This is a genomic window from uncultured Bradyrhizobium sp., assembly GCF_936928535.1.
Lineage (GTDB): Bacteria > Pseudomonadota > Alphaproteobacteria > Rhizobiales > Xanthobacteraceae > Bradyrhizobium.
Genome location: NZ_CAKZHY010000091.1, coordinates 1 through 26175 on the forward strand (window position 1 = coordinate 1; position 26175 = coordinate 26175).

Below are 26175 nucleotides of genomic sequence, written 5' to 3' on the forward strand. Positions count from 1 at the left end.
TACAAGCTCGCCGAGGCTGCCTGATATGATTCGAACTAAGGAAACGCCCGACTAGTCAGGCTCGGCCGGCGGCTACACCGCTCATGGATCGAATTGCCCGTTCCGCGTGCCAATGCATTCCGAGTGCATGGAGCTTCTCGGCAGCTTCGGCTGCAGTCTGGTGGGCCGCTTCGCCCTGCCCTTGCAACGCGTGAAGCTCAGCGCGTGCGGCGAGATTGAGCGCAGCATCGCGCAGCGAGCCGCGCCAGCCTGCCGAGGTTTCGGCCCGCAGCAACCAGCGCCGGCTTCGTACAAAATCCCCGCGGCGTGCCGCGAGCTTCGCAAGCGCGCGGCACGCCATCGCCTCGCCCAGCCGCTCGCCCTCGCGCGCGCGGCCGAGGACATGGGCTGCGTATCGCCGCGCCGTATCGACGTCGTTGGCATCCGCCGCCGCCTCGACCAGCCAGCTATATTGAACCGAGGTGTAGAAGTGGAAGTTGCGCCGTTCCATCCATTGCGCGGCATCTCGCAGCTGTTGCAAGCCGTCGGCATCGCCGGATGTCGACCAGCGGGCAAATCCTGATGCAGCGCGGCACGCCGCCAGCATCAGCAGGCTGCGCATGTTCTCGGCGGCGCGCGCGCCCTCCACCGCCAGTTCCTCCGCCTCCCGCCAGCGCCCTTGCCAGACCAGCGCAACCGAGATCCAGTTACGCACTGAGCTGACGACCGGATGGGTCGAATCTTTGACCAGGCTCATCGCTTCGGCGAAGCACTCGTGGGCGCCATCAAAATCGCCGCGGTCGGCCAGGATACTGCCTTTGCAGGACAACGAATAAGCCGAGCCGACGGCGATCGCATTATGGGGGCGACTGCGCTTGGTCGAGATGGCAGCCTCGATCAAGGCGGTGGCTTCGTCGTATTGGCAGCTCGCGGCGAGAATCTGACCCAGCACGGCTTCGATCCGGGCAATCAGGCGGCGCTCGCCGAGCTTGCGTGCCCATTCGAGTGCGGTTCGTGTATGTGTCGCTCCCTCGCGAAAGCGGCCGAACCCGTAACACATGTAGCCGAGCCACTCATAAGCGGTGGCCGTCGCGCCGATGTCGCCGAGCGAGGACGCGATCGCGACCGCTTTTTCGAACACGCTGGTGTCGTCGGTCAACGACAGCGGATCGAAGATGTTGGCCATTCCAAGTTTGTTCGCCAGCAGGCACCAGCGCAGCGATTGCTCGCGCGAGCGGTCCGGCACCTGATCCAGCGCATCCATCGCAGCCTTATATTGGGACCCGGCGACGTCCAAGGCGAAAGCCGCCATGGCCTTGTCGCCGGCGCGTTCGGCATAATGGGCCGCGTTTTCCCAATGCCCTGCGCCGCGCGAGTGGTAGGCCAGGGCTTCCAGCGTGTCTTCGCGTTCGGCCTGCTCGGACCGCGCCAGCAGACCGGCTTCGATCCGCCTGTGCAAGGCCTGACGTTCGTGCAGGCCGATGGTGTCGTAGACCGCATCCCGCGTGATGCCGTGTTTGAAGCGAAGCACGTCGCCAGCTGGATCGGCGAAGAGAAAATCCGCGTCGGCCAAGGCCCGCAGCGTCGCCGGGTCGGGCTCGCTGCCGCAGGCCGCAAACAGCAACCCTTTCGGCACCGTGTTGCCGATGACTGCCGCGGCGCGGACCACGTTGACCTGGTTCGGCGGCAGGCGCGCCAGGCGCGAGGCGACCAGCGTTGCGATCCATCCTCCTTGTTTGTTGCGCAATTCGAACGAGGCGGGATCGTTGGCCGCGATGGAATGGCACAGCTCCTCGATGAACAGCGGCACGCCGCCCGCATAGGCGTGAACGCGGGCCACCAGGAAGGGATCGGCTTGCGGCACCCAGCGCCGTACGGCGAGATCTGTTTCCTGTCCCCCGAAGGGCTCCAGCCGCAGCTGCGGTGCGCCGGAAATCCACTCGGTGCCGTCGTCGCGCGGCCGGGCGGCGAGGATGAAGCGCGGTCCATTGGGCAATTGCAGGAGCTTCTCCAGCAACTGCCGGCTTGCGTCATCAGACCATTGCCAGTCGTCGATCACGAGCACCAACGCGCCCTGCTCGGACAGGACGGCAAAGAAGCCCAGCAGGGCACCGACGACGCCGTTGACGGTCATGTGGCCGCCGCGCGCATCGGCGCCGGTCGAGGCGAGTGCGATGATCGCCTCCGCGCGCGGACCGAGCTGGGCGAGCCATGGCTGCAGGGCGTCACGGGCCGCATCGTCCGCCTCGGCAATCGAGGCGTCGGGCCGTATCCCAAAATAGGCGCGCAGCATCTGCAGAAATGGTTGCAGCACCTCGGCACCGACATAGCTCTCGCAACTGCCACGCAGCAGCTTGAACTGATCGGTCTCACAGTGGCGCAGCACCTCTTCGAGCAGCCGCGTCTTGCCGAGACCGGGACCGCCGACGACGATCGCGCAACGTTGCGAGGCCGGCTGAGGCTCGTCGAGAAACCCGGTCAGATAGTCGAATATCTCGTCGCGCCCGATGAAGGGCGTCAGGCCCCGCCGGGACGTTGCGTCGAACCGCCGCGTCACCATGCTTCGTCGCAGCACCGCCCGCGCCTGCGGCATGCCCGAAGCAGCTTCAACGGGGGCACCGAGCTCGAAGAAATTCGCGTGCGGCCCGAGGGCATCGACGCTGGCGAGGATCTGGCCCGGGGCAGCCTGGCGCGACAAATGCGCCGCCGTGTTCACGACATCGCCGATCAGGTCATACCGGCCTGACTCGATGTCTCCTTCCGTCAGGAGCAGGGTGCCAGCGTGGATACCCGAATGCATGCGAAGCGGCATCAGAGCCGCGGACACGCCATCGGGCCGCAACAGCCCGACCCAACGGTGAATATCGATGGCGGCTTCGGCCGCACGACGACCGTCATCCTCGCCCGACCTGGGATAGCCGAACACGGCAAGGACACCATCTCCCTGTGTCCGGATGACGCGGCCGCCATGCTTGGCCACCGCGCGATGCCAGATATCCCTGAGCTGGCCGAGCAGCTCGGAGAGATGTTCCGACTCGATATCCCGACCCAGCACGGTGGACCCGACGAGGTCAGAGAAAAGCACCGTCAATCGATGACGTTCGCCTTTCGGGTCGTGGGTCTGTGTGTTCATCGTCGCTGTCGAGGCCAGCTCGTTCCCAAACAGCAAACACGGCCAAAGCTGGCGCCAGACCGGATGCCGCAAGGCATCATACACACCCACAGGATGTCGGCTAGCGTCCGCAGGTACAAAGGTAAATCTCGCACGGCGGCATATGCAATCGGCAGATTTGCTGCCGCGACCGCCCTAAAATCCAACTCCAACCCGTCAAAACCTGACGAATTTCCTCGGCGGATCACGCAAAGGTTCGCCGGGACACGAAGGCCGGTCCGCACCTGCCGTCCCGAAATGGCCGGTTGAGTTTTGGCTTCCTATTGTGCGGCCACAAAGAGCCTCCTGACCGCGGCAACCGGCGCAGCAAAGGCAAAGCCGCTGCGTCGTGCAAGCACGACCCCGATCAGCTTCCCCTGCAGATTGACCAACGCACCGCCCGAACTGCCTTGGGCGACGCGAACATCCGATTGGATCAGATCGCTATTGGCGATCCCCGGGCAGGAACGATGCAGGGCCGACACGATGCCAAGTGTCACGCTCTGTCCCCAATCCCCGGGATTTCCGATCGCCAGGACCGGCTCGCCCACCTCGAGGGCGCCAGCGTCATCGAGCGTCATCGCGCGAAGATTGTCGGGAGCGACGCGGAGCAGCGCAACGTCGTCTCGATCGGATCGCGCGAGCACAAGGGCCTCCAACGCACGGCCATCCTGGAGCTGAGCCTTCACGACAGATGCGCTGGCGACCAGGTGATTTGCCGTCACGATGAAGCCCGCCAGGGCGTCTACAATGACACCCGCGCCCTGCCATTCCCGGAGCGTGGGAGGATCAGGAAATCCGGCTTCCGGATCAAATATTCGGGGTTCCGATGGCACGCCCCAAGCCCGGATTCCGACCACGGCCGGCGAGATGCGTTTCACGAGAGGCGCAAGGTTCGTCGTCGAGAGCGTCTCTGCCTGCTCCCTATAGAATTCATTGGCTCGGCAGACGCCGGATCCGAGGAGAAGCGCCAGGCTCAATGCCGACGCGACCGTCCATTTGAGGGACCGGTAGAAGGTACCAAGCGGCATGAGAGACGCCTCCGTCGATCCGAGTGACGCTGCTCCAGCAGCCTAACGACAGCGGTCAGGCGCGGTTTGAGGTGTCTCAAGTCCGCCATGCCAGGCTTCGGACTCTCCACGCCCATGTCGGGCCACCGCACGCGCCGGCGCCCTCCTTCGTGCCGACTTACGGATATTTCCTTAGGTGACATGCCCGAATTTCGGGATTCCGACTGATGCGTTAGACGTCTACTGGCAGCACGAATTCGGCTCGTTGACGATGGAGCCTGCAGTGAATCACTCGATCTACACCGCAGACAAGACAACGCACCTGAAGGTGGTGGTCCTGGTGCTTGTCGGCAGCATCGCCCTGATGGTGATGATGCTGACCGCCCGCGTGGCTCATCCAGAATTCAACGCGCGAGCGACGGCGACCCGGACCGTCTACGAGCCTCATCCAGACCGTGCCCTGACCGCGCTGACCCGACCAGAGAAGCATCCAATCTAGATCATTGACGGAGAGCCCCGATGACCAACGAAGCGATCAAGGCGTTGATGGTACTTGCGCTCTACGGAATCCTCGAGATCGCACTGTTCTCCCCGTCCATTGGCAAATTTGCCAAGCGCATTGTGCCGTCGGGAAACCGTCGCGCTCGCGGCAGGTAAATTCAGGAGATCGCACCCCGCGATTGCGGCGTGCGCTTTCGACTACAACGGTTCGTCGTCCAGCGTGGACGGCTCCATCTGAAGCGACACGAAGTCGCCGCCGCCGTAATCATCCTCGGGATCCGGTCGGTCGGGCTGGAGATAAAGCCGGTCCTCGACCGCTCGAACGCCTGCAACATTCTCGCACGCCACGATAAGCGCCCGATGCGCGTTTTCCCCCCTGACGACGCCACGTAGCGTGACCGTGCCGTCCTTCACGCTGACGTTCAGGCAGACCGGCTGCCACGGCGCCCCGGCCAGCGCGGCCAGGACGGAGCGGCGAATCTGACCATCATCCCTGGAGTAGCCGGAGGCGCTGGTCAGCGGGCCGGCAACTGCGGACAGGAAGTCGGATCGGGTGATGATCCCGACGATGCGTTCGCCACGCATGACCGGCACATGATTCAGCCGCCGTCGCTCCATCATGTCGGCAACCTCCACAAGGGACGCCTGCTCAGTGGTGGAAAGCGGCTCGCGGGTCATCACCTGCTCGACCGTACGTCCGTGCTCCTTCACGAACTCGGCTGCGGTCCGATCGGCTCCACGCAACATCGTCAGCAAACGGTTGCGTTCGTGCGCCGTGCCGATTTCGGCCCGCCTCAGGAAATCGCTTTCGCAGAGGATGCCGACGAGTTTGCCGGCCGGGTCGACCACGGGCAGGCCGCTGATGTGATGGGCAAGCATCACCTTGATGGCCTCGGCGACCGGCGCCTCCGGCCGTATCGTCAAAACGCGTCTGGACATGATCTGGTGTACGCGCATGTATTCCTCCGAGAGAGATACAACAGGTATTTGCCGTGACGAACGACGTCTTGATCAGGATCAACGCCCGCGCGGTCTACGATGCCATCCTGAAATCAGACATCGGAACATTTCGAACATGCGCCTACGAACGGTTCTGCTGAGTGCGATCATCGTCGCGCTGTCCGCCTCCGGCGCAGCCGCGCCGGCCGAGCTGTCTGCGACATTGTCCGACCTCATGACCAGACTTCAGCTTCAGCACGCAAAGCTTTGGTTTGCGGGCAAGCTGAGCAATTGGAACCTAGCCAATTACGAGATTCAACAGATTGACGCCAATCTTGAAGCGACCAGCCGGTTGCTCGCGAATCCCTCACAAGCCGATCGCGCCAGGGAGCAGATCAGGGCCGTACGCCAGGCGCTCCAATCGAAGGACGGTCCCGCGTTCATGACATCGTATGCCGGCCTGACAAACGAGTGCAACGGTTGCCACCGGAGCAGCGGGTATGCCTGGATCGCCATGCAGATCCCGCTCACCCTGCCCGTTCCCAATCAGTTGTTTGTCGACCAGGTGTCCGAGGGGCGCGCAATCGCCAACGCATCTTGCGGGACGTGCCATGTCGTCGCCGATGCTGCGAAGGAAGCACCTGCGTTCCGGCCGTCCCCACCGCCTTTCCCGGAGATCATCAGCAGACCGTCCTTCTCCGCGGACAGTCTGCGGCATTTCCTGACGTCGGGCCATCGGCGGCTGGGGCCGGACCAGGCCATGCCGAATCCGCGGCTCTCCGAATCCCAGATCGAGGCTGTGGTCGCCTATCTGGAGACATTGCGAGCCGATCCGCGGCGTTGAGACGGGCTCCATCTGCTCCGGCGCCCGTCGCAGAGCCTCCGGCCGATGCACGCTAGCGCAGCGGCAGCAATTCCAGTTGGCCTTGCGCCGTCTTGACCGCGGCTCCGAACCAGCTCTGGCTCGGCGCCTCCTTGGCGAAACACTTGGTATAGGCCGCCATCGCCTGGTCTTCCTTGGCCATGGCGTCTTCCGGCATCTTCCTGGCCATCATCTGCTTCCAGACCTTTTCGCAGGCCGGGATTTCAGCCGTCTTGACGGCCTCGGTCGCGGCAAGGAAGTAGACCTTGTCGCCCCTGACAGCGACGACGTCGATCTCGTGCGGCGGTCCCTTCAGGTCGCCATTGCCACGCACGCCGAGCACCGCGACCGCGGCGCTCACCGATGCCGGCTTGGTGATAGGAAGCTCGGCATATTTGGCGAAGGCGGCGTCCTGGATGGCGGCATAGTAGAAGGTATCGGATCTGAACGCCGCGTCGATCTCTTGCGGCATGGGATCCTTGCGGTGCTCGGCAAGCCAGTGCTTGATCAGCGTCGTCGTCGTCACCACGGCCTGCTGCTTGTCGCCCTCAGTGGCGAAGGCGAGCCCGTCCAGGTGGCCAAAGCCGGAGTCGCCCTTGAACAGCGTATCGACATTCGACTTGCCCGCTGCCGGCAGCCCCTTGATGGCCACCGTCCCGACCAGGCCACGCAGCACGCCGGTCAACTCGTCGAGCGCCGCATCGTGCTGCTTGCTGGTCTCGTCGCTCTCCTTGGCCTTCGAGAATTTTGCGATGTAGCGGTCGCGCAGATCGAGATAGTGCTGCTCGGGAGAGGCTGCGCGTGCAGGCGTGGCGAGGGCAAGCAGGCAGAGCAGAACGATCAATTTCATCGCGGTATCCGAAGCGCTTCTGGGTAATCTTCAATCTTGGTGACGTGACCGACCCGGAAGGTTCATCGCCGGCAGCATGCCCTGCTCCGACGGACAACCAATCCTTCACCATGCCCGCCGGGTTCGATTGAGCGCCGGGAGCCCGACAGGTAAAATCGGCGACTGATTTTTCGGCAAGTGCCGGTATCTAGGTTCGGGAATGACTTCCATGAGCGACTTGCGCGCTGCGACCAGGCAACCCACGGCGAGAACCGGAATCATCGAGTTCGAAGGCGCCAGGGGCGCGGTGAGCATCCCCTGCACCATCGCCGATGTCTCCGGCACCGGCGCACAATTGAAGCTCGACTGGTCGCTGGCGTTTCCGAAAGAGGCCACGCTGATCTTTGCCGACGGCTTGCGCAAGACCTGCCGCGTGGCCTGGCAGAAGCGGCGGCTGCTCGGCGTCGCGTTCGCTGACGGGGTCGCCAGCGCGGACGAGCAGGCCCTGATGATGACGGAGCAAGAGCAGGCCCTGCACCGGCGGCACATCGGCGCCCAAGTCAAGGGTGCGCGCGAGGCGCGTGGCTATACCGAAGCCCAGATTGCTAATCTCGTCGGCGTCTCGCCTGAGTTCATCTCGCGCGCCGAGCGTGGCGAGATCAGCATTCCGCTGCACCAGCTCACGCACATGGCCGAGCTGTTTCTGGTTGACCTCGACAGTCTCGTCGCAGGCCCGGCGTCGTTTGCTCTGCCGCCGGCAGCTTAAGGCTTGTGGCAGCACGAGCTGCTGGCGGTGTCCTGTTCGCCTGCGAGCACGCTGCGGCTGTTACGCTCCGGCGGGATATCGCCGGCTGCATTGGCGGCGAAGAAGCCGGTCGGCTTCAGCGTGAAGCCGGCATATTCGACCGGCATGATCGGAAAATCCTCGGGCTTGCAGATGTGGGTGTGGCCGAAGGAGTGCCACAGCACGATGTCCGTGTTCTCGATGTTGCGGTTCTGCGCGGCATAGCGCGGCAGCCCATCGCCGCCGGCGTGGTTGTTGGGATAATCGCCGCTGGCGTATTTCTCGGCCCTGTCGAACGCGGTGACCCAGACGTGCCTAGTTGCGAAGCCGCCCCGCTTGCGTACATAGCTGCCCTCCTGCGCCAACATCAGCGGGCTCGGATTGACCATGAGCTTGTAGGCCGGCGCATTGCCGACCGAATTGACCTCGTTGGGATTACTGATCTTCCAGAACCGGCCGGTTTCGCCATTGGCGATGGAGGCGGCATCCCGCTCGCGTGAGAGCACGCGCGTGGTCGTGTCGAATGCGTTGCCGTGGGGATTGTCCGCGCCCCAGGGCCGCGGCACGAACTCGTGCTCGCTGACGGTGTTGCCGCCGCCATCGAGATCCATGTGCATGCGCACGTTGAAGAAGTGCTGGTGCGTCGGGCCGCCGAGGCCGTCGTCGACCATGCCGCCCCATTTGTATGTCTCGCCGGGCTGCACGGCGGCGGTCTGGATGATGCCGGTGAGCTTTGTCTCGAGCTGGATCGTGCCGTCCTGGTAGAGGTACCAATAGAAGCCGTAGTCGTAATTGCCGACGGTGGCGAAGAACGAGATCACGAGCCGCCGGGACCTGCGCACCTCGAACAGGCCGTTGCGGAATTCGTAGTGTTTCCAGGCAATTCCATAGTCTTCTTCATGCATGCAGATGGCGTTCTGCATGACGAAGGGTTTTCCGTTGTTGTCGGCGGCCGGCACGTCGAAATATCTGATGTGGCCGAGGCAGTCGCAGCCGAGCTCGAGCGCATTGGCGAGCATGCCGAGGCCGTATTCGCCGGCATCGAACGCCGACTTCCAGAAATGGTTCGCGGTCGGATCGGCGTAAGGAACCACCATCTCGGTAACGCTGGCGCGGTGGATCAGCGAGCGTTTTCGCGCGCCGTCCTGGTAGGCGAGCTGATGCAGCACCAGCCCCTCGCGCGGCGTGAAGCCGACGCGAAAGCTCCATTTCTGCCAGTCGACCTTCCAGCCATCGACCGTGAAGCTCGCGCCTTCCGGCTGCTCGATATGCAGCGGCTTGATATCGGTGCGTGGGTTCGCAACCTCATGCGCGCCGTAGTTCCGCTTTTTGCGCGGAATCGGCACGATCGGATCCGCGTCGGTGAGGTCGATGATCTTGCCGGCGATGAGGTCGACGACCGCGACGACGCCTTCGATCGGATGGGCATAGCCGTTGTCCTGCAGGTGCTCGCGAAAGAAGCTGACGGCGCGAACGATACGCGCGCCGCGCTCATAGTCGAAATCGAAGAATCCGGACGAGAACGGATCGACCTGGACCAGCTCGATGTCCTTGTCGGTCAGCCCTCGCCGATACATCGCCGCGCGCCATCGAGGATCGGCCTTCACCACGGCCTCGCATTTGAAGAACTCTTCGAGCATCACCGATGGCTGCCCATAGGGCGCCTCGCGGTTCCCGATGACCTTTCGGGCGACGATCTCGTCACGGGCGAGATCAACGATGTGCTCGATCGCCTCACCCGTCACGACGTCGAGGGTCAGCGCGAAGGCGCGGCGCCCGACGCCGCTGGCAGCCAGCTCCTGCTTGGTCGGCTCTTCCAGCCGAACCGTCGGAAAGCGGCAATCCTCCGGCGAGGCGGCCGCGGCCCGGACCAGCGTGCAGGCCGCGGTGATCTCCTCGGCGGTCAAGGGATCAAGCGGATGCGTCGTCGCGGTCTGCGTTGATGAACCGGCCTTGACTGTATCGAGCATGGCGATGTCCTGAAATCAGCGCGGAGCAAGATGAGTTGAGATGGCGCGGTAGGCCGCGAACCAGCGTTGGTCGACCGGGACGTCCATCGCCTTGGGCTGCGTCGCGAGCTTGACGATGACGGTGTCGGAGTCGAGATCGACATAGAGGTGCTGGCCGTGAATGCCGATCGCCGTCAGCGCGTTGCGCGCGGGATCGATCGTGAACCATTTACTGCGATAGCGTGCGCCCGGGAAGAATTCTGCGAGGTCGCCATCGGCCCAGGCCTTGGGATCGCCGTTCTCCCTGATATCGTCGATCCACCAGCCCGGCACCACCTGCCGCCCCTCGACTACGCCACGATTGCGCATCATCTCGCCGAAGCGCAGCAGATCGCGCGCGGTCACGGAGATTCCGCCGGCGATGCGGCCCATGCCGTGACTATCGAGCGTGAGCGAACCGTCCTCCTCGGCGCCCATGGGCTGCCAGAGATAGTCGGAGAGGATGCGGTGGTAGGGCATGCCGCAGGCGCGTTCATACACCCAGCCAAGCACTTCGGTATTGGTCGAGACGTAATGAAACACCTTGCCGTGCGGCTTGCCGGTGCCACGAAGCGTCGCCAGATACGCGCGCTGATGGCCGGGTTCGACGCCTGATGGCGGCACGTCCCAGCCCGAAGAAAAGCGATAGCGCGCGACGTCGCCGGCCGGGTCCTCGTAATCCTCCTCGAATTGGATGGCGACGGCCATGTCGAGGAGATTGCGCACGGTGCAGCCGGCATAGACCGAGGCCTCCAACTCGGGCACGTAGCGGACCACCCTCGCCTCGGGATCGATCAGGCCGCGCGCGGCGAGCACGCCGCCGAGCGTACCCGCGATCGCCTTGCTGATCGAGCAGATCAGATGCGGCGTGGTCACGGTCATGCCGTCGCCGTACCATTCGTGGACCAGTGTGCCCCGATGCATGACCAGAAGCGCGTCGGACTGGGTCTCGCGCAGCGTGGCCTCGATCGTGGTCGCCTTACCGTCAGGCGAGGTGAAGCCAAGTTTTGTCAGCTCACGCGGAGCACTCGCGATCGGCGTCGGCTGCGCGGAGCGACGGATCTCGGCAGTCGGCAGCACTTCGCGAACGTGGGTAAAGCCCCAGCGGATCGCCGGAAAGCTGCGCCAATTGGCGCGCGTTACCTGGGCCTCGGGCGCCGGTGGGCTGCCGCGCATGATCTCGGTCGGTCGCATCTCGATCCCTCCGCAAGCGATCCCGGCTCCGGTGCCGGCAACGATATTGCGGAAGACTGCACCCAGCCGCCTCAATGCGTTATCGAGATCCCGCAATATTTTGCTGGACTGCGCCTGTGGTCGTGCCAGTCTGGCGTCGTTCCCGCCAGTCGCATGGCGACCGGATTTCGACGTGCTGTCATGGCCTTAAGCGCAACTCTTCCGATTCAAGACTCGGCTGCCAACCTGTTCCAGGCGAGCAGCACCGACGTGGATGAGCATTGCGCCGCGCTTGGCCGCTGGCGACTGAACTACGACCAGATCAGTGCCGGCGCGTTTCGGGGCAGCTTTACCCAGCTCTCGCTGCCCCGCGTCGATGTGTTTCGTGAGATGACCAGCCAGCAGGTCCGCCAATACGGCCAGCTCGGCGCCGATAGCTTCGGCATCGGCCTGCCCTGGCACGGCGACGGCGAGGTCAATTGCAACGGCGCCGGCGTTGCAGGTAGCCAGGTGATCACCTGCATGGACGCCGAGGTCGACATGTGCACGCCGAAGGCATTCGAGTTTCGCGGCGTCGTCACCAGCGCGGCGCTGATCGAGCAATTAGCCGCTTGCCTCAACATCGAGCTGCCGCGCGCAGTCTGGCACCAGTTACGCGCCATGGAGATGGCGGAAGCGCCGGTCGCGCGGCTGCGCGCCCATCTTGCCGCGATCCAGGAGACCATCACGACCGTGCCGGAACGTTTCGACGATGCAGTCACCCGGCAAGCGCTGGAAGATGCCCTCCTCGTCGAGATCATGGATATGCTGCCCGCGGCGCGCCCTGCCGATCCCGGCCGCAGTGCCGTGGCGCGCAAGCGCACGGTCGATCGCGCCCGCGCGCTGATGCATGACAGCGGTGACCGCACGCTCTCACTGCTCGAGATCTGCAAGGCAGTCGGCGCCAGCCCGCGCAAGCTCGGCTATTGCTTCCAGGAGGTTTTGGGCACGAGCCCGATGCATTACTGGCGCGCGATGCGGCTGAACCGCGCGCGACGGGACCTCAAGCGCGGCACCGATGCGTCAGTCTACGACATCGCCGTGCAGCACGGCTTCTGGCACTTCAGCCAGTTCTCGCTCGACTACAAGCGCCACTTCTCCGAAAAGCCCTCGGAGACGCTGCGGCGCGCCAAGCTGGCGGCTTGATCGGGATCAGTGGTGCCGCAAGCGGCGATTGACCCGCCGCGCCAAGTAATCGCCGGCACTCTGGACGAGCTGGACCAGCGCGATCAGCACGACCACCACGGCCAGCATCATCTCCGGCATGAAGCGCTGGTAGCCGTAGCGGATGCCGAGATCGCCCAAGCCCCCGCCGCCGACCGCGCCGACCATGGCGGAGTAGCCGAGCAGGCTGACCACCGCGAGCGTCAGCGCCAGCAACAGGCCCGGCAGCGCCTCGGGGATCAGCACCTTGAACACGATCTGGAACGGCGAGGCGCCGAAAGAGGATGCGGTCTCGATCAGGCCGCCATCGACCTCCCGGATCGCGGCTTCCACCAGGCGCGCGATGAATGGCGTCGAGGCGATCGTCAGCGGCACGATCGCCGCGGTCGAGCCGATCGAGGTGCCGGCGATAAGGCGCGTGAACGGGATGATGGCGACGACCAGGATGATGAAGGGCGTCGAGCGGGTCGCGTTCACGACCATGCCAAGTGCAGCGTTGACGGCGGGGGCCGCAAACAGCTCGCCCTTGCGGCTGGTCGCGAGGAACACACCGAGCGGCAGGCCAAACACGGTGCCGAGCACTGCTGCGATCCCAACCATGAACAGGGTTTCGCCGGTAGCCTGGATGATGAGATTGATGAGTTCAGGCGACATAGCCGAGACGCTCCGCCCAGACTTGATGTTGTGACAGAAAGGCGAGCGTCCGCGTTGCCGCCCCCTCGCCTCCGGGAATTCCGAGCACCAGCGATCCGACATGCTGGCCGCCGATCTCGTCGATGCGCGCCGACAGCAGCGAGACGTCGAGGCCGAGTTCGCGGGCAAGCCGCGCGATCAGGGTGTCGCTGGCTCCTGCCCCGCGGACCTGAACGCGGATCACGGCGTGGCTGCCTGGCTCCTGCACGATCCGGCTCGCCAGCGACACCGGCAGTCTGTCGCCCGTGACCTCGGCCAGGAACGACTGGGTGATCGGATGCCTGGGATGGGTGAAGATGTCGGCGACATGACCGCTCTCGACCACGCGGCCGGCATCGAGCACCACGACTTCCTTGGCGAGCTGACGCACCACGGACATTTCATGGGTGATCAGCACGATGGTCACGCCCAGCTCGCGGTTGATATTCGCGAGCAGATCCAGGATGGCGCGTGTGGTCTGCGGATCGAGCGCGGAGGTCGCCTCGTCCGACAGCAGCACGTCAGGTCGCGTCGCCAGCGCGCGGGCAATGCCGATGCGCTGCTTCTGGCCGCCCGAGAGCTCTGATGGATAACGGTCGTGCTTGTCGGCGATGCCGACCAGCGCAAGCAATTCGCTCACGCGTGCCTTGATGTCGGCTTTTGACCAGCCGGCGATCTCCAGTGGCAGCGCGATATTGTCGGCGGCGGTGCGCGAGGACAGCAGGTTGAAGTGCTGGAAGATCATGCCGATCGAGCGCTGCGCGAGGCGAAGATCGCGCCCTGTCAGCGCCGAGATGTCCCTGGCATCGACGACGACGCGACCCGTGCTCGGCTTCTCCAGCCCGTTAATGAGCCGCACCAGGCTAGACTTGCCGGCGCCGGAGCGGCCGATCACGCCGGTGATGGAGCCGCGCGCGATCGCGAAATCGATCCCTTGCAGCGCGAGGACGCCGGGCTTGCCACGATAAGTAGGATAGGTCTTCGAGACGGTCTCGAAGCGGACCATCGCGTCCGGCTGGGATGAGGCGTCTCGGATCTCGACGGGTTCTCCGATCACCAGCGACGGGTGCGCATTCATGGAAACGGCTTTCATGCAGGATATTAGCCCGGCCGCCCGAAAGGCGCACGCGGGACCGGGTCGCGATCCAGGCGACTAAGGGTGGAACCAAGGCAGGCGCGCGGGGGCGTCGCTGCACTGCAACACACCATCGCTCGTTCCAGGCTTTCTTGCAATGTCAGATATTTGCGGGGGATTGGACGAAGTTTTCCCAATCCCTCGCCCCCAAAGAAAATTCGTCTGCCGGGTTGATCGGCCTGCGACCGGCCTACCGGACCATGGTCAGCCAGGGCAGCACGATCACCAATAGCCCGGCGAAATAGAGCACCCCGAAGATCAGGCCAAAGCCCCAGAACTGGCCCTTCCCGATATAGCCGCTGCCGTAATACATCGGCGCCGGCCCGGTTGCGTAGGGCGAGATCACGCCCATCAGACCGAGCGAATACATGCAGAGCATCGCGAGTGTCGTCACGGGCAGATTGGGGATGCCGGAACCGACCGCGAGCACGACAGGCAATACGGCCGCCGCGTGCGAGGTTATGCTCGAGAAGAAATAGTGAATCCAGAAGAACAGCGCGACCAGCAGAATCATCGCGGTCGACGGCGAGAGCCCTGCGAGCGGCTTTGCGAATTCATTGGCGAACCATTTGATGAAGCCGATCTCGTTGAGGCCCGAGGCCAGCGTCAGCAGCGAGGTGAAATAGAAGAACACTTCCCAGGCGCTCTTCTCGCTGACGATGTCGGCGAATTCGATCACGCCCGTGATCAGCATCAGCGAGATCACGATGAACACGACGGTGGTGGCATTGACGAAATTCGAGCCGAGCAAGGGGATGTGAATGTCCGGGCTCGAGCCCGCGATCCACAGGAACATCGCGAGCACGATCAGCGCCAGCATGATCCACTCGTTGCGCGACATCGGGCCCATATCGCCGAGCTCGTTCACCGCCCAGTCCGAGATCTCGGGGCTGCGCTTCACCTCGGGCCGGCAGATCACATAGCTGAGCAGCGGAACGAGGATCATCAGGAGGATCCCCAGCGGCGCGAAGCCGATGAACCACTGGCCCCAGCTCACATCGACACCGACCGTCTTCTTGGCGATCGCCAGCGCGGCGGCATTCGGCGCCAGCGCGGTGAAGAACAGCGAGCTCGTGATCGCGGTCGCAGCGAACGCGGTCCACATCACATAGGTGCCGATCTTGCCCGCAGTTGGTCCAGGCTCCGAGCCGTAGATGCGCGGGATGTTGCTGATGATGGGATAGACGATGCCGCCGCTGCGCGCGGTGTTGGAGGGCGTTGCCGGCGCCAGCAGGAAGTCGGACATCGCAACCGCATAGCCGAGGCCGAGCGTGTTGGTGCCGAGGCGTCGCACCAGCACCAGTGCGATGCGCCGGCCGAGCTGGCTCTTGCGATAGCCGATCGAGAACACGAAGGCACCGACGATCAGCCATACCGTGCTCTCGGCAAAGCCGGCGAGCATCCAGCGGAGCGATTTATTGGGATCGGGATCGATATAGCCACTGATGCCTGCGACCGTCAGCCCGATCAGGCCGACCGCGCCCACCGGCATCGATTCCAGGATCAGCCCGGTGATGACGGCCGCGAACAGGGCAAAATAGTGCCATTGATTGACGTTGAGACCTGCCGGCACCGGCCACAGATAGATCGCAAGCCAGACCACGAGCGGTGCGATCAACTTCCCGCGAAAGCCTTTAGCTTCAGGGGCCTGCGCCTCAGGTGCCTGCGAACTGGCGGTCATAGGCCCTCCCCCTCACTCGACGTCGCATAGCCCGCTGGCGGGGCCGTTTTGTCCCGGGGCGGCGTATACGGATTGTCCGTGCCGCGATCAATGGGCAGGAACCTATCGTCCCCTGAAGCGCGGCCTGCGGCGGCCGAGGAACGCTTCGACACCCTCTCTGTGATCCTCGCTGAGGCTTGCGAGCGCGAACTGGTCGACGTCCATATGGCTGGCGAGATCGTCCAGCGCGTGCGCGAGCCGGTTGACGGTGAGCTTGGTCATGGCAACGGACAGCGGCGGCTGCGCGGCCACCTTGCGGGCCAGTTCCATGGCGGCATCGAAGGCGTAACCGGGATCGACCACCTTCTCGACCAGGCCCCATTCATAGGCTTCATCGGCGGAGATGCGCTCATCGGCCAGGATCACCGCCTGCTTGGTGCGGGCAGGTCCGATCAGATGCAGCATGCGCGGGATGCTCTGCCAGCTCATGTTCATGCCGAGCCCGATTTCCGGCACGCGCAGATGCGCATCGCTGCCCATCACGCGGAAGTCGAGCGCGACCGCGAGCGCCACGCCACCGCCAATGCAAAAGCCTTCGATCGCCGCGATCGTGATCTGCTCCATCTCCTGCCAGGCGTGCGTCAGGCGCGGGCCGAGCTTGAGATGCCGCCTCAGCGCGCCGAGGTCCATCTCCTTGCGCGATCGGCCTTCGGCATCCTTCAGATCGAAGCCGGCGCTGAACGCGCCTGAATTGCCTGTCAGCACCACGACCGACGTCGCCGCGTCATCCTCGAAGCTGCGCGCCGCTGCGGTGAGCTGACGCAGCGCTTCCGGCGATAATGCGTTGATTCCGTCATGATGATCGAACCGCACCACGGCGATCCGTCCGTCGGGCCCGAGACCTTTCTCGATCTTGACGAAGTCTTTCATGGGGTCCTCCGACGCTGATTGTCGTCCGATCGTAGCGCACATCAGGCGTCACGAAATGGGACCGAGTCCCCCGCAACGAGCGCTCGACAGGACAGGATCATTGCGCTTAATCTTTCGCGCCATGAGCCAAGATCACGACCACCATCACCACGATCACGATCATTCGGAGCTGTCGGAGACCGAGCTGCGCGTACGCGCGCTCGAGACTGTTCTGATCGAAAAAGGCTATGTCGAGCCGGCCGCGCTCGACGCCATCATCCAGGCTTACGAGACCAAGATCGGACCGCATAATGGCGCGCGCGTCGTCGCCAAGGCCTGGACCGATCCGTCGTTCAAGAAGGCGCTGCTGGAGGACGGCAGCAAGGCGATCGGCACGCTTGGCCATGTCAGCCGCGTCGGCGACCATCTCGTCGTGGTCGAGAACACGCCTGCAAGGCACAACATGGTCGTGTGCACGCTGTGCTCCTGCTACCCCTGGGAAATGCTGGGGCTGCCGCCGGTCTGGTACAAGGCCTCGCCCTATCGCTCGCGCGCTGTGAAGGATCCCCGCGGCGTGCTCGCCGATTTCGACGTCAACCTGCCGAAGGACATGGAAATCCGGGTCTGGGATTCCACCGCAGAAACACGCTTCCTGGTGCTGCCGATGCGCCCCGCCGGCACGGAAGGCTGGAGCGAGGAGCAGCTTGCCGAGCTTGTCACGCGCGATTCCATGATCGGCACGGGATTTCCCAGGACGCCCGGAGCTCCATCGTGAACGGCGTGCACGACATGGGCGGCATGGACGGGTTCGGCAAGGTCGAGCCCGAACCGAACGAGCCTGTCTTCCATGAAGAATGGGAGTCGCGGGTGCTCGCCATGGTGCGCGCGATGGGCGCGACTGGCGCGTTCAACATCGACACCTCGCGGTTCTATCGCGAGAGCATTCCGCCGCACGTCTACCTATCCAGCTCCTATTACAAGAAGTGGTTCCTCGGCCTCGAGGAGAATTTGATCGAGAAGGGATACCTCACCCGCGAGGAAGTCGCCGCCGGCCACGCGATGCAGCCCGGCAAAGCGCTCAAGCATGGCAAGTTCGATCTCGGTCAGGTCGAGCGAATCATGGTGCGCGGCAAGTTCGGCCGCCCTGCACCAGCGCCCGCCAAATTCAACATCGGTGATCGCGTGCGCGCCAAGAACATCCATCCGACCACGCACACAAGGCTGCCGCGCTATGTCCGCGGCCATGTCGGCGTGGTCGAGCTCAACCACGGCTGCCACGTGTTTCCTGACACGGCCGCGATGGAGCTCGGCGAGAACCCGCAATGGCTCTACACCGTCGTGTTCGAAGGCCGTGATCTCTGGGGCGAGGATGGAGATCCGACGCTGAAGGTCTCGATCGACGCGTTCGAGCCCTATCTGGATCCGGCGTGATGAGCAGCGCTGCTGCTGCGGCCGCGACAGCGGCCATCCCGAGCATTCCGCGCGACGACGACGGCCCGGTGTTCCGCGCGCCCTGGGAGGCGCAGGCCTTTGCCATGGCCTTGAGCCTGCACGATCGCGGCGTATTCACCTGGCCGGAATGGGCAGCGGCCTTGGCCTCCGAGATCAAGCGCGCGCAGGCTGCCGGCGATCCTGACACGGGCGAGACCTACTATCTGCACTGGCTCGCCACGCTGGAAGGCCTCGTCGCGCGCAAGGGTGTCGCCTCGATGGACACGCTGCATCGCTATCGCGATGCCTGGGATCATGCCGCGGACCGCACCCCGCACGGCAGGCCGATCGAGCTAAAGCCGGAGGATTTTAGGTAGGCCTTCGCGAGTGCTCTACTCGCAGCCAGTCACTCCGCCGTCATCCTGAGGTGCTCCTCGCGGGATGCGATGCGTCTCGTGAGGAGCCTCGAAGGATGGGCTCCGGGCGCTTGCGGCCCATCCTTCGAGGCGCGCGAGTGCGCGCACCTCTGGATGACGGCGGTGGGTGTGGGACTACTTTCCCGCCACAAACTCCCGCCACCCCTTCGCCCGCAGGCTGCACGCCGGGCACTCGCCGCAGCCATAGCCCCAATCATGCTGCGCGCCGCGTTCGCCGAGATAGCAGGTGTGCGACTGCTCGCGGATCAGATCGACCAGCGCATCGCCGCCGAGGTCGTGCGCGAGCTTCCACGTTGCGGCCTTGTCGATCCACATCAGCGGCGTGTGCAGCTCGAATTTGCGGGCCATGCCGAGCGAGAGCGCTGATTGCATCGCGCGAATGCTCTCGTCGCGGCAATCGGGATAGCCGGAATAGTCGGTCTCGCACATGCCCCCGACGATGTGGGTGATGCCGCGTCGATAGGCCAAAGCGGCCGCGAAGGTCAGGAAGACGAGATTACGGCCGGGCACAAACGTGTTCGGCAGGCCGTCGGCGCCCATCGCAATCGCGACATCGCGCGTCAGCGCGGTCTCGGACACGGCCGCCAGCGTCGGGATCGACAGCGTGTGGCTCTCGCCGAGCTTGCCGGCCCAATCCGCGCGCAGGGCTTTGATGCCGTCGAACAGCCGGTCACGGCAGTCGAGCTCGACGGCATGGCGCTGGCCGTAGTCGAAGCCCAGCGTCTCCACCCGCGCAAAGCGGCTCAGCGCCCAGGCAAGGCAGGTGGTGGAGTCCTGGCCGCCGGAGAACAGCACCAGCGCGGTCTGTGATGAAAATGCGTCGCTCATGGGCCGCGCTTTAGCACTGCCTGCCCGCCTCGCCAATCAGTGGAAATCGGCTTGTTCCGGCGCGCCCCGCTGGGAACGACCGCCTGCTTTTGGCATAAGGCTTTGGCCCAGGAGACCGCCCCGCAATGACCCCTTCCCGCGATATTTCCCGCCTGATCGAGATCATGGCTGCGCTGCGCACGCCGGTGACCGGCTGTCCCTGGGACCTCGAGCAGGATTTTTCGACGATCGCGCCCTACACGATCGAGGAGGCCTACGAGGTGGTCGACGCCATCGACCGCGGCGATCTCGACGATCTGCGCGAGGAGCTCGGCGACCTCCTGCTGCAGGTGGTGTTCCACGCCCAGATGGCATCGGAGCAGAATGCCTTTGCCTTCGGCGACGTGGTCGAAGCCATCACGCGAAAAATGATCCGGCGCCATCCCCATGTCTTCGCCGACAAGGAAGGCAATCTCGCCTCCTCCCACGTCAAGGAAGTCTGGGATCGCATCAAGGCCGAGGAGAAAGCCGAGCGCGCCGCGCGCAGGCCGCCGGAAGCATCGCCGCCGCACAAATCACTGCTGTCGGGCGTCAAGGCCGGCCAGCCCGCGCTGACGCGCGCCATGGAGCTGCAGCGCAAGGCCTCGACCGTCGGCTTCGACTGGAACGATCCGCGCGCAGTGCTGCGAAAAATCCGCGAGGAAGCCGATGAGATCGAGGCCGCGCTCGACCGCAACGACAAGGAGGAGATCGCGGAGGAGACCGGCGACCTCATGTTCGCCCTCGTCAACCTCGCCCGCCACGTCGACGCCGATCCGGAAGCCGCGCTGCGGGCCACCAATGCGAAGTTCGAGCGGAGGTTTGCCTATATCGAGCGGGCGCTGGCAGCGCAGGGACGCACGCTGGAGCAGGCGTCGCTGGCTGAGATGGATGCGCTGTGGAACGAGGCGAAGGGCGACGTGAACGCGGCGTCAGAGGGACGCAAAGAAGGGCGCCGCTAACTCCGCCGCCAGGACGACAGCGGTTTACGCCGACAGATGCGGCACTGCGTCGAACCTGTTCACCACGATATCCCGCTTGGTCTCGTCCACCCGCACGGTCATGTCGAAACGGCCGTCGTGCAGCTCTTTCGCCAGCACCTCGGAATTGCGGTGCAGCCAGGAGATGCCGGCGCCGTCGGCGGCATCGATGGAGAGGTCGAGCGTGGTGCGCCTGGCGGCGAGGCGCTCCTCGATCGCCGCAAGAAGCGCGTCGATCCCCTCGCCTGACACAGCCGAAACCAGCATCGCCGGATGATCTTCGGGCCGGCGTGCCGCGATATTCAAAAGCTCTTCGCGCTTCTCAGGTGCGTAGCGGTCGATCTTGTTCCAGACCTCGATGATGCGGCCGCTATCATCAGGGTTGATGCCGAGCTGGCGCAGCACGGCGTCGACATCGCTCTGCTGTGCCTCGGCGTCTTCATGCGAGATATCGCGCACATGCAGGATGACGTCGGCTTCCAGCACCTCCTCCAAGGTGGCGCGGAAGGCGGCGACGAGCTGGGTCGGCAAATTCGAGATGAAGCCGACGGTATCCGACAGCATCGCCTTGCCGCCATGCGGCAGGTTCAGCGCACGCAACGTGGGATCGAGTGTGGCGAACAGCATGTCGGCGGCCTGCACGTCGGCACGGGTCAGGCGGTTGAACAGCGTCGATTTTCCGGCGTTGGTGTAGCCGACCAGCGCCACGACGCGATACGGCACGCGCTGGCGTCCGGCGCGATGCAGACGGCGCGTCGCCTGCACCTTCTTCAATTCGCTTTCGAGCTTGGTGATGCGCTCCTGGATCAGGCGGCGGTCGGCCTCGATCTGCGTCTCGCCGGGGCCGCCCATGAAGCCGAAGCCGCCGCGCTGGCGTTCAAGATGGGTCCATGATCGCACCAGGCGTGAGCGCTGATAATTCAGATGCGCAAGCTCGACCTGGAGCGAGCCTTCCTTGGTCTTGGCGCGGCGGCCGAAGATTTCCAGGATGAGCCCGGTGCGGTCGAGCACCTTGGCACGCAGTTCCTTTTCGAGATTGCGCTGCTGGATCGGCGCCAGCGCGCAATCCATCACCACAAGCTCGACGTCGAGACTCTTGGCGAGTGCGGCGATCTCCTCGACCTTGCCCTTGCCGATATAGGTCGCGGGCCGGATCTGATTGATCGGCGCGATGATGGCATCGGCAATGACGAGGTCGATCGCGCGCGCGAGGCCCGCGGCTTCGTCGAGCCGGGCCTGCGTGTCGCGCTGAACATGACTTTCCGATTGCGCGTCGGCACTTCCCGCGCGCGCTCGCAAATAGGGGCCGACGACAAGCACCCGCCCCGTTTGCTTAGCCCCTGCCGATCGCGGACGATCGGCCTCCCCGTCGAAATTTCGGGGTTCCAATCAGATCACTCTCAAGCCGGCTGATCCTCGCCGCCTTCGAACAGCTGGATCGGAGCGCCCGGCATGATGGTCGAGATCGCATGCTTATAGACCAGCTGCGAATGACCGTCGCGCCGTAGCAGTAAACAGAAATTGTCGAACCAGGTCACGATACCCTGGAGCTTCACTCCGTTGACCAGAAAGATCGTCAGTGGCGTTTTGGTTTTGCGAACGTGATTGAGGAAGGTGTCCTGTAGGTTTTGTGCGCGGTCTGCCGCCATTGTTTTTTTCTCGCTTTGAGTTTCTTTTTATTGCGCCCGGGAGCGACCCTGTTTTCAAAATGGGGCCTTCTTCCGGTTGCCGCTCCTCATGAGATCCCCCTCGGAGGAGCAGCTTTTACGATTAGAGGACAGGTGGACCTTTTAGGCAAGCCGCTTCGCGCGGCAGGTCCCCTCCTAATTCTCCGAAAAACTACGGAAATAGATGATTTTTCTGAGGTATCCCGCGGGCGTGGCGTCGGCGTCGGCTCCTAGCCGACCCCGAGCGCCTTCAACTTCCGGTGTAGTGCCGACCGTTCCATGCCAACAAACTCGGCCGTACGAGAAATATTTCCTGAGAAACGGCTGATCTGGGCAATCAAATAGTCGCGCTCGAACACTTCGCGCGCCTCGCGCAGCGGCAGGCCCATGATGTGCTCGCCATTGTTGCTGGTCGGCATCGCCGGCACCATCGAGCCGACGTCCTGCGGCAGCATGTCGGCGGTGATGATCACCTCGGGCCCGCCCGCGGCCAGAATCATGACTCTCTCAACGTTGTTGCGGAGCTGGCGCACATTGCCCGGCCAGACATGCGATTGCAGCACCGCCATCGCGTCCTGGCCGATCTGGCGCTTCGGCAGGCCGCTGCCGGCCGAGATCTGCTCCATGAAATAGTCGATCAACTCGGGGATGTCCTCGCGCCGCTCCGAGAGCGCGGGCACCCGGATCGGCACCACCGAGAGGCGGTGATAGAGGTCTTCGCGGAAATGCCCGGCCGCGATCTCCTCCTCGAGATTGCGCGCGGTGGAGGAGATGATGCGGACGTCGACCTGCACCTTGGCGGTGCCGCCGACACGCTGGAACGACTGCTCGACCAGCACGCGCAGGATCTTGTTCTGGGTCTCGCGCGGCATATCCGCGATCTCGTCGATGAACAGCGTGCCGCCATGCGCTTCCTCGAGCGCACCGGGCTTGCGCGGATGCTCGCCATTGGACTGCTCGATACCGAACAGCTCGTGCTCCATGCGCTCCGGCGTGATCGCCGCGGCGTTGATGACGACGAAAGGACCGTCGGCGCGGCCCGAGGCCGTGTGCAGCGTGCGTGCCGTCAATTCCTTGCCGGCGCCGGCGGGGCCGACGATCAGGATGCGGCTGTTGGCCTTGGCCGCGCGCTCGATGGTCTGACGCAGCTGGTTCATGCTCGGCGAGCGGCCGACGAGCGAGCTTGCGCTCGGCGCCAGCTGCTTCAGCTCCTTGACCTCGCGCTTGAGCCGCGAGTTCTCCAGCGCCCTGGTGGCGACAAGGATCAGCCGGTCGGCCTTGAACGGCTTCTCGATGAAGTCGTAGGCGCCGCGCTTGATCGCGGCGACGGCGGTCTCGATGTTGCCGTGGCCGGAGATCATCACCACAGGCAGATCGGCATTATCCTTCTTGACCTGCTCCAGGAGCTGCAAGCCGTCGAGCTTGGAGCCCTGCAGCCAGATGTCGAGGAACACCAGATGCGGCCGGCGGTTGGCGATTTCGGCCAGCGCCGAGTCGCTGTCGCGCGCGGTCCTCGTGACAAAACCCTCGTCTTCGAGGATGCCCGCAACGAGATCCCGAATATCGGCCTCATCATCGACAATCAGAATTTCACTTGCCATGGGTCGCGCCTGTCTTCTCAGCTGCCTGTTGAGGCTTCGATTCTCGGTGAATCATTGGTCTTTTCAGCCGGCTCTTTGGTTTCGGCCGTCGGCTCTTTTGTTTCCTGCGCCGTCACGGAATCCGCAGGGGTTTGTTCGATATCCGCAGCGGTTGCGCCCTTGGCCGCTGGCGCCTGCTCGGCTCCCTCGGCCTTCTTGGCCTCGCCGGAGATCGCAAAGCGCATGCGCATCCAGGCGCCGCGCTGGCCTTCGCGGAAGTCGGAGGCATCCTTCAGCTCGATGCGGCCGCCATGGTCTTCCAGCACGCGGCCGACGATGGCGAGGCCAAGGCCAGTACCCTTGGCGCGGGTAGTGACATACGGCTCAAGAAGCCGCGAGCGCGCCACTTTGGGCAGGCCGATGCCGTTGTCGATGACGTCGATCAAGACATCCTCGCCATCGCGCGACACCACGACGTCGATGCGGCCTTTGCCGAGCTCTTCCGGCGGGACCTGCTCGATCGCTTCGGTGGCGTTCTTGACGATGTTGGTGACCGCCTGCGAGATCAGCCGGCGGTCGAACTGGGCGCGCAACGGATCCTCCCTGAACTCGGCCTCGATATCGAGCTCGGGATGGGCGACCTTCATCAGGAACACCGCCTGCCGGACGGTGTCGGCGACGTCCTCGCCTTCCATCACGGGCTTGGGCATCCGCGCAAAGCGCGAGAATTCATCGACCATCCGCCTGATATCGTCGACCTGGCGCACGATGGTGTCGGTGCACTGCTCGAAGATCTGCTTGTCCTTGGTCTCGGTGATGTCCTTGCCGAACTTGCGGCGGATGCGTTCGGCCGAGAGCTGAATGGGCGTCAGCGGGTTCTTGATCTCGTGGGCGATGCGGCGCGCGACATCGCCCCAGGCCGAGGTGCGCTGCGCCGAGACCAGCTCTGTGATGTCGTCGAGCGTGATGATGTAGCTGTCATGCGGCTGGTTCTTCTCGGCGCTGACGCGGACCGAGAGATTGCGCTCGGCGCCGTCGCGCGTGATCGTGATCTGGCCCTGCACCAGGCGCTGGGTGCCTTCCCGCGACGCCTTCATCATCTCGTCGAGCTCGGGTAGCACGTCGGACAGCGGATGGCCGAGCGTCTCGGCCTCGGAATGCCCGATCAGCTTCTCGGCGGAGCGGTTGAGAATGCCGACGCTGCCCGAGGTGTCGACGCCGATGATGCCCGCGCTGGCGGAGGACAGCACGGCCTCGATGAAGCGGCGGCGGCTGTCGATCAGGTCGCTGGCGTTGACGAGCTCGTCGCGCTGGCTGCGCAGCTCCTGCGTCATCTTGTTGAAGGTCTCGCCGAGTTGCGCGAGGTCGCCTTCGGACTGATGCACCGGCACCTTCACATGGAGGTCGCCGGTCGAGACGGTGTGGGCGGCGTTCATCAGCCGCCGGATCGGCGCCACCAGCGAGTTGGCGAAGTTGAGGCCGATCAGCACGGACGCCATCAGGATGGTCAGCGCGATCACCGCGAACATCAGCGCGAACGCGACCTGGATGCCGAGCCGGCGGGTCTCGAGCTGGGCGTATTCGGCGACGCTGATCTCCGTCTGGTTGACCTGACTGACGACGTTCGGGTCGAGCGGCCGGGCGACATACAGGAACGTATCGTTGAAGGCGCGCAGACGGATCACCGCAGCGACGGAGCTCGCGTCCGGAAGGATCGCGATTTCCGGCTCGCTCTCTTTGACGTTGCTGAGGAATTCCGGGGCCGGCGGCGAATAGGTCAACTTCATGCCGGTGTCGGCGGACTCCAGGATGTTGGTGTTCTTGTCGATGATCATCGCGCCCGGCAAGTTGCGGGAGGCGGCGCTGGCAGTCAGAATTTCGCGAAACGACCGCCGATCCTGATCATAAAGCGGCCGTGCGTGCGCGATGTCGTTGGCCATGCCGAGAATGTCGCCCTGGATCAGCTGGGCATGGTCGTTCATATAGGCCCGCGCGATCGTCAGCGAATTCTGGATCACTTCCCTGGTGGGACCCGAGAACAGCCGATCGAGACCGCGCTCGATCGTGACGTTGGCGACGACGGCAACCAGCACCGCCGGCAGCACGGCCACGATCGAGAACAGGCTGACGATCTGGACATGGAGCCGCGCCGCCGCCCGTCCCCGCCGCCGGGCCAGGATCAACTGCCAGAGCTCGCGGACGATGATGCCGACCAGCAGCAGGATCGTGGCCGCGTTGATCAGGTAGAACGAGCGGACAACCGCGGGCGTCGGCTCGATCCTGGTCAGACCGGTCAGGACCAGGAAAGTCAGGAACGCCGAGAGCAGCGCCAGGGCCACCGCAAACGGTGCCAGCCAGCGTCGCACGGACCAGCGCCGGGGCTCTTCGGCTGGGGCCGTGTCAAAGGATGCGGCCGAGGTATCTGCGCTGGTCATTCCG

Annotated in this window: 24 protein-coding genes; 9 read left to right on the forward strand and 15 right to left on the reverse strand. The window is 64.4% G+C overall.

The annotated features are described in order from the left end of the window. Nucleotides 1–55 precede the first annotated feature (55 nt). Both Q0687_RS13710 and Q0687_RS13715 read right to left on the reverse strand, forming a co-directional pair. Entirely contained in the window at nt 56–3112 is a 3057-nt protein-coding gene (locus tag Q0687_RS13710; RefSeq protein WP_298877480.1) for an adenylate/guanylate cyclase domain-containing protein, read from the reverse strand. 299 nt (nt 3113–3411) lie between these two features. After that, a complete protein-coding gene (locus Q0687_RS13715; RefSeq protein WP_298877482.1) occupies nt 3412–4161 on the reverse strand; it encodes a trypsin-like peptidase domain-containing protein in 750 nt (249 codons plus the stop codon). A 262-nt stretch (nt 4162–4423) separates the two neighbouring features. On the opposite strand from Q0687_RS13715, the gene Q0687_RS13720 reads away from it, so the two are divergent. Together Q0687_RS13720 and Q0687_RS13725 are read left to right on the forward strand one after the other, a co-directional pair. Beyond that, on the forward strand, nt 4424–4639 hold the full coding sequence (locus Q0687_RS13720; RefSeq protein ID WP_298877484.1) for a hypothetical protein: 216 nt from the start codon (nt 4424–4426) through the stop codon (nt 4637–4639). Nucleotides 4640–4659: 20 nt separating this feature from the next. Further along, nucleotides 4660–4797, forward strand: a complete 138-nt coding sequence (locus Q0687_RS13725; RefSeq protein WP_298877486.1) for a hypothetical protein — start codon at nt 4660–4662, stop codon at nt 4795–4797. A gap of 42 nt (nt 4798–4839) precedes the next feature. Here the strand turns inward: Q0687_RS13725 and Q0687_RS13730 are convergent, their stop codons facing one another. Continuing rightward, nucleotides 4840–5598, reverse strand: coding sequence for a CBS domain-containing protein (locus tag Q0687_RS13730; protein ID WP_298877488.1), 759 nt, complete (start codon nt 5596–5598; stop codon nt 4840–4842). Here Q0687_RS13730 and Q0687_RS13735 point away from each other — a divergent pair. Then, on the forward strand, nt 5597–6424 hold the full coding sequence (locus Q0687_RS13735; RefSeq protein ID WP_298877490.1) for a cytochrome c: 828 nt from the start codon (nt 5597–5599) through the stop codon (nt 6422–6424). The genes Q0687_RS13730 and Q0687_RS13735 overlap by 2 nt on opposite strands. Before the next feature lie 52 nt (nt 6425–6476). On the opposite strand, the gene Q0687_RS13740 is transcribed toward Q0687_RS13735, so the two are convergent. Continuing rightward, the gene (locus tag Q0687_RS13740; RefSeq protein ID WP_298877492.1) at nt 6477–7292 is read right to left on the reverse strand and encodes a hypothetical protein; all 816 of its coding nucleotides are present in this window, start codon (nt 7290–7292) and stop codon (nt 6477–6479) included. A 208-nt stretch (nt 7293–7500) separates the two neighbouring features. Here Q0687_RS13740 and Q0687_RS13745 point away from each other — a divergent pair, with 208 nt between their 5' ends. After that, nucleotides 7501–8037 (forward strand): helix-turn-helix transcriptional regulator, encoded by a 537-nt coding sequence (locus tag Q0687_RS13745; protein ID WP_298877494.1) that lies wholly within the window; start codon nt 7501–7503, stop codon nt 8035–8037. On the opposite strand, the gene Q0687_RS13750 is transcribed toward Q0687_RS13745, so the two are convergent. Together Q0687_RS13750 and Q0687_RS13755 are read right to left on the reverse strand one after the other, a co-directional pair. Beyond that, nucleotides 8034–10025: a primary-amine oxidase gene (locus Q0687_RS13750; protein ID WP_298877497.1), complete on the reverse strand. Its 1992-nt coding sequence runs from the start codon at nt 10023–10025 to the stop codon at nt 8034–8036. The genes Q0687_RS13745 and Q0687_RS13750 overlap by 4 nt on opposite strands. 15 nt (nt 10026–10040) lie before the next feature. Next, entirely contained in the window at nt 10041–11237 is a 1197-nt protein-coding gene (locus tag Q0687_RS13755) for a serine hydrolase (RefSeq protein WP_298877499.1), read from the reverse strand. 180 nt (nt 11238–11417) lie between these two features. Between Q0687_RS13755 and Q0687_RS13760 the strand changes: the two genes are divergently transcribed. Next, a complete protein-coding gene (locus Q0687_RS13760) occupies nt 11418–12401 on the forward strand; it encodes a helix-turn-helix domain-containing protein (protein WP_298877500.1) in 984 nt (327 codons plus the stop codon). Nucleotides 12402–12407: 6 nt separating this feature from the next. Here the strand turns inward: Q0687_RS13760 and Q0687_RS13765 are convergent, their stop codons facing one another. The 4 genes from Q0687_RS13765 to Q0687_RS13780 form a co-directional block, all read right to left on the reverse strand. Then, on the reverse strand, nt 12408–13073 hold the full coding sequence (locus Q0687_RS13765; RefSeq protein ID WP_298877502.1) for a methionine ABC transporter permease: 666 nt from the start codon (nt 13071–13073) through the stop codon (nt 12408–12410). Continuing rightward, on the reverse strand, nt 13063–14184 hold the full coding sequence (locus tag Q0687_RS13770) for a methionine ABC transporter ATP-binding protein (protein WP_298877504.1): 1122 nt from the start codon (nt 14182–14184) through the stop codon (nt 13063–13065). Before Q0687_RS13770 ends, Q0687_RS13765 begins: the two co-directional genes overlap by 11 nt. A gap of 232 nt (nt 14185–14416) precedes the next feature. After that, a complete protein-coding gene (locus Q0687_RS13775) occupies nt 14417–15907 on the reverse strand; it encodes a DASS family sodium-coupled anion symporter (protein ID WP_298877507.1) in 1491 nt (496 codons plus the stop codon). Between the two features lie 102 nt (nt 15908–16009). Further along, nucleotides 16010–16816, reverse strand: a complete 807-nt coding sequence (locus Q0687_RS13780) for an enoyl-CoA hydratase/isomerase family protein (RefSeq protein WP_298877510.1) — start codon at nt 16814–16816, stop codon at nt 16010–16012. 121 nt (nt 16817–16937) lie between these two features. On the opposite strand from Q0687_RS13780, the gene nthA reads away from it, so the two are divergent. From nthA to Q0687_RS13795, 3 genes are read left to right on the forward strand one after another with little or no spacing between them, the layout of a single operon-like run. Further along, a complete protein-coding gene (nthA, locus tag Q0687_RS13785) occupies nt 16938–17570 on the forward strand; it encodes a nitrile hydratase subunit alpha (RefSeq protein ID WP_298877512.1) in 633 nt (210 codons plus the stop codon). Beyond that, entirely contained in the window at nt 17567–18226 is a 660-nt protein-coding gene (nthB, locus tag Q0687_RS13790; protein WP_298877514.1) for a nitrile hydratase subunit beta, read from the forward strand. Before nthA ends, nthB begins: the two co-directional genes overlap by 4 nt. Beyond that, a complete protein-coding gene (locus tag Q0687_RS13795; protein ID WP_298877516.1) occupies nt 18226–18603 on the forward strand; it encodes a nitrile hydratase accessory protein in 378 nt (125 codons plus the stop codon). The genes nthB and Q0687_RS13795 overlap by 1 nt, the downstream gene beginning before the upstream one ends. 174 nt (nt 18604–18777) lie before the next feature. On the opposite strand, the gene queC is transcribed toward Q0687_RS13795, so the two are convergent. Next, nucleotides 18778–19491 carry a 7-cyano-7-deazaguanine synthase QueC gene (gene queC / locus Q0687_RS13800; protein ID WP_298877518.1) on the reverse strand — a complete coding sequence of 238 codons (714 nt, stop codon included), beginning with the start codon at nt 19489–19491 and terminating at the stop codon, nt 18778–18780. Between the two features lie 125 nt (nt 19492–19616). Here queC and mazG point away from each other — a divergent pair, with 125 nt between their 5' ends. Beyond that, on the forward strand, nt 19617–20471 hold the full coding sequence (gene mazG, locus Q0687_RS13805; protein ID WP_298877521.1) for a nucleoside triphosphate pyrophosphohydrolase: 855 nt from the start codon (nt 19617–19619) through the stop codon (nt 20469–20471). A gap of 24 nt (nt 20472–20495) precedes the next feature. Here the strand turns inward: mazG and hflX are convergent, their stop codons facing one another. From hflX to Q0687_RS13825, 4 genes are all read right to left on the reverse strand, one after another. Continuing rightward, entirely contained in the window at nt 20496–21878 is a 1383-nt protein-coding gene (gene hflX / locus Q0687_RS13810) for a GTPase HflX (protein WP_298877522.1), read from the reverse strand. Nucleotides 21879–21889: 11 nt separating this feature from the next. Then, complete coding sequence (hfq, locus tag Q0687_RS13815) at nt 21890–22138, reverse strand: RNA chaperone Hfq (protein WP_007591126.1); 249 nt, start codon at nt 22136–22138, stop codon at nt 21890–21892. Nucleotides 22139–22386: 248 nt separating this feature from the next. After that, complete coding sequence (locus Q0687_RS13820) at nt 22387–23757, reverse strand: sigma-54 dependent transcriptional regulator (protein ID WP_298877524.1); 1371 nt, start codon at nt 23755–23757, stop codon at nt 22387–22389. 17 nt (nt 23758–23774) lie between these two features. Further along, on the reverse strand, nt 23775–26171 hold the full coding sequence (locus Q0687_RS13825; RefSeq protein ID WP_298877526.1) for a PAS domain-containing sensor histidine kinase: 2397 nt from the start codon (nt 26169–26171) through the stop codon (nt 23775–23777). Between the last annotated feature and the right edge of the window lie 4 nt (nt 26172–26175).

Coding starts and splice junctions, on each gene's coding strand:
- Q0687_RS13750 (WP_298877497.1), bottom strand. CDS start 10,025: ATGCTCGATACAGTCAAGGCCGGTTCATCAACGCAGACCGCGACGACG.
- Q0687_RS13770 (WP_298877504.1), bottom strand. CDS start 14,184: ATGAAAGCCGTTTCCATGAATGCGCACCCGTCGCTGGTGATCGGAGAA.
- hfq (WP_007591126.1), bottom strand. CDS start 22,138: ATGGCGGCAGACCGCGCACAAAACCTACAGGACACCTTCCTCAATCAC.
- Q0687_RS13795 (WP_298877516.1), top strand. CDS start 18,226: ATGAGCAGCGCTGCTGCTGCGGCCGCGACAGCGGCCATCCCGAGCATT.
- nthA (WP_298877512.1), top strand. CDS start 16,938: ATGAGCCAAGATCACGACCACCATCACCACGATCACGATCATTCGGAG.
- Q0687_RS13760 (WP_298877500.1), top strand. CDS start 11,418: ATGGCCTTAAGCGCAACTCTTCCGATTCAAGACTCGGCTGCCAACCTG.
- Q0687_RS13715 (WP_298877482.1), bottom strand. CDS start 4,161: ATGCCGCTTGGTACCTTCTACCGGTCCCTCAAATGGACGGTCGCGTCG.
- Q0687_RS13725 (WP_298877486.1), top strand. CDS start 4,660: ATGACCAACGAAGCGATCAAGGCGTTGATGGTACTTGCGCTCTACGGA.
- Q0687_RS13745 (WP_298877494.1), top strand. CDS start 7,501: ATGAGCGACTTGCGCGCTGCGACCAGGCAACCCACGGCGAGAACCGGA.
- Q0687_RS13820 (WP_298877524.1), bottom strand. CDS start 23,757: ATGGCAAGTGAAATTCTGATTGTCGATGATGAGGCCGATATTCGGGAT.
- Q0687_RS13730 (WP_298877488.1), bottom strand. CDS start 5,598: ATGCGCGTACACCAGATCATGTCCAGACGCGTTTTGACGATACGGCCG.
- mazG (WP_298877521.1), top strand. CDS start 19,617: ATGACCCCTTCCCGCGATATTTCCCGCCTGATCGAGATCATGGCTGCG.
- Q0687_RS13755 (WP_298877499.1), bottom strand. CDS start 11,237: ATGCGACCGACCGAGATCATGCGCGGCAGCCCACCGGCGCCCGAGGCC.
- queC (WP_298877518.1), bottom strand. CDS start 19,491: ATGAGCGACGCATTTTCATCACAGACCGCGCTGGTGCTGTTCTCCGGC.
- Q0687_RS13765 (WP_298877502.1), bottom strand. CDS start 13,073: ATGTCGCCTGAACTCATCAATCTCATCATCCAGGCTACCGGCGAAACC.
- Q0687_RS13710 (WP_298877480.1), bottom strand. CDS start 3,112: ATGAACACACAGACCCACGACCCGAAAGGCGAACGTCATCGATTGACG.
- Q0687_RS13825 (WP_298877526.1), bottom strand. CDS start 26,171: ATGACCAGCGCAGATACCTCGGCCGCATCCTTTGACACGGCCCCAGCC.
- Q0687_RS13775 (WP_298877507.1), bottom strand. CDS start 15,907: ATGACCGCCAGTTCGCAGGCACCTGAGGCGCAGGCCCCTGAAGCTAAA.
- Q0687_RS13740 (WP_298877492.1), bottom strand. CDS start 7,292: ATGAAATTGATCGTTCTGCTCTGCCTGCTTGCCCTCGCCACGCCTGCA.
- Q0687_RS13735 (WP_298877490.1), top strand. CDS start 5,597: ATGTATTCCTCCGAGAGAGATACAACAGGTATTTGCCGTGACGAACGA.
- Q0687_RS13780 (WP_298877510.1), bottom strand. CDS start 16,816: ATGAAAGACTTCGTCAAGATCGAGAAAGGTCTCGGGCCCGACGGACGG.